2 protein-coding genes are annotated in these 1,916 nt (G+C 45.4%); both read right to left on the bottom strand.

The features are described from left to right. The coding region (locus tag R8269_RS23620; protein ID WP_318222703.1) for a Gfo/Idh/MocA family oxidoreductase at positions 1-791 on the bottom strand (791 nt) is incomplete at its 3' end. A 58-nt stretch (positions 792-849) separates the two neighbouring features. Next, positions 850-1,916: response regulator (locus R8269_RS23625; RefSeq protein WP_318222704.1), on the bottom strand; the 1,067-nt coding region annotated here is incomplete at its 5' end.

Consider the following 1,916-nt stretch of genomic DNA (forward strand, 5'->3'; position numbering starts at 1 on the left):
CCACGAAGAATACGCTCTACACCACGTCCTGTGGCGATCATATCGACCAACACACTGCCTTGCTCACCTTGAAACTCGCTTGGGATGAGAGAATCACTGACTTTCGAGTGCAGAAGATTTACGTTAAAGCCATCATACGCCAGCGTTACGCTGCCGCATCCGTCAACGCCTGATGGAAGCACATGCGCACTGGCTTGAACGGAGTTCGGCTCACCAAACAACTCAATCGCCGAACCCACGCAGTAATAACCGATGTCCATGATGGAGCCATTGGAAAACGCAGGATTGAATGTGTTTGGATTTTCTCCATTTAGGTATTTTTGGTATCTCGATGAATACTGGCAATAGCTAATCGTCGCATGTCGTAACGGAGCGATAGACGGTAAGCGCTCTTTCAATACTTGGAAGTTTGGTGTGTAAGGCGACATAAACGCTTCAAACAACACAACGTTGTTTTCCTCAGCACAGGCAAACATCTGTTGTGCCAATGCATAGTTCGAAGCCATTGGCTTTTCACAAATGACGTGCTTGCCCGCTTTTAACATTTGAATGGCTTGAGGAGCATGAAGCGAATTTGGACTGGCGATGTACACCGCATCAATGTCTGCATCCTGACCTAATGCTTCTAGGCTGTCGTAATAAGTATCTGCATCATAAGGCGTGCCAAACAAACGCGCTTTTTCTATATCTCTCGAATACACAGCTTTAAGGCAAAACTGCTTGGTTTGGATTGCCGCTTCAACAAATTGTTGCGAAATCCAGTTAGTCCCGATAACAGCGAGTTTAAACATGTCACTTCCTTTATATTCGTTCTAAAAAGCCGTAATGAATTCGGCTTATCAGTGCGATTTAAGCAAGCTTTAGTTCATTAAACAACTCAAATAACTGGTTAGATTTATACGGCTTTGGCAAATACGCATCCATACCCGCAGCAAAACAATTGTGAATGTCCTCTTCCAACACACTCGCGGTCAAAGCAATGATGGTTGTTTTCTTGCAGCCCACTTTCTTTTCCCAACGGCGAATCTCTTTTGTCGCGGTTAGGCCGTCCATCACCGGCATCATACAATCCATCAAAATGGCGTCACACTGCTCACCTTTGGTGATGGCATCCAGCGCTTCTTGCCCGTTACTCGTAATTAAGTAGTCGTACCCTGCTTTATCTAAGAAAAAGCTCGCGATTTTTTGGTTCATTAGATTGTCTTCAGCAATCAGTATTCTTCGATGAGTTCGAGATATTTTAGACTCAGCGCGAGATGCAATATTTGTGACATTGTCACGCAATGTATTCTTCTCGCGCTTAGCTAGCTCCTCGATGGCATGTTTGAATCGATTACCCAAGAATGGTTGAGTCAACACGGCATGCACGTTTTCCGCGTTCGTGTAAGAGCTCGTCAAATGGTGCTGGCACACTACTACTCGACGAACATCATAAACTTCAGCCAGTTCACTCAGACAGCTATCGATATCCATCTGACCGTCATTACATAAGAAAATGACATCGAAATCTTCATCTAGCGCTTTTGCTTCCGAAAGTGAGTTAACGCCTACCAGCTTAATTTGAGCTAAACGACACTCTTGGACAATTTGCTCTGCATAAGCATAGTTATCACATATAAAGAGCCCTCTTTTGACCACATCGGAATGCCAACCAAAGAGAGGTAACGCCTCTACTTCTATTGAAAAACCAAAGCATGTGCCCACCCCCTTGGTCGAGGTTGCCACTAGCTTGCCTCCCATCATTGACACTAGTTGGCGACAAATCGCAAGCCCTAGCCCTGTTCCGCCAAACTGTCTCGAAACCCCTTCGTCTTCTTGAGTAAACGGCTCAAAAATGGTCGCCAGTTTGTCCCTTTCGATACCGATGCCCGAATCCTTGATAAGAAATGTTAGCGAACCTCGCCCTTGCTCTAACG

It is taken from the genome of Vibrio sp. Vb0667 (assembly GCF_033391095.1).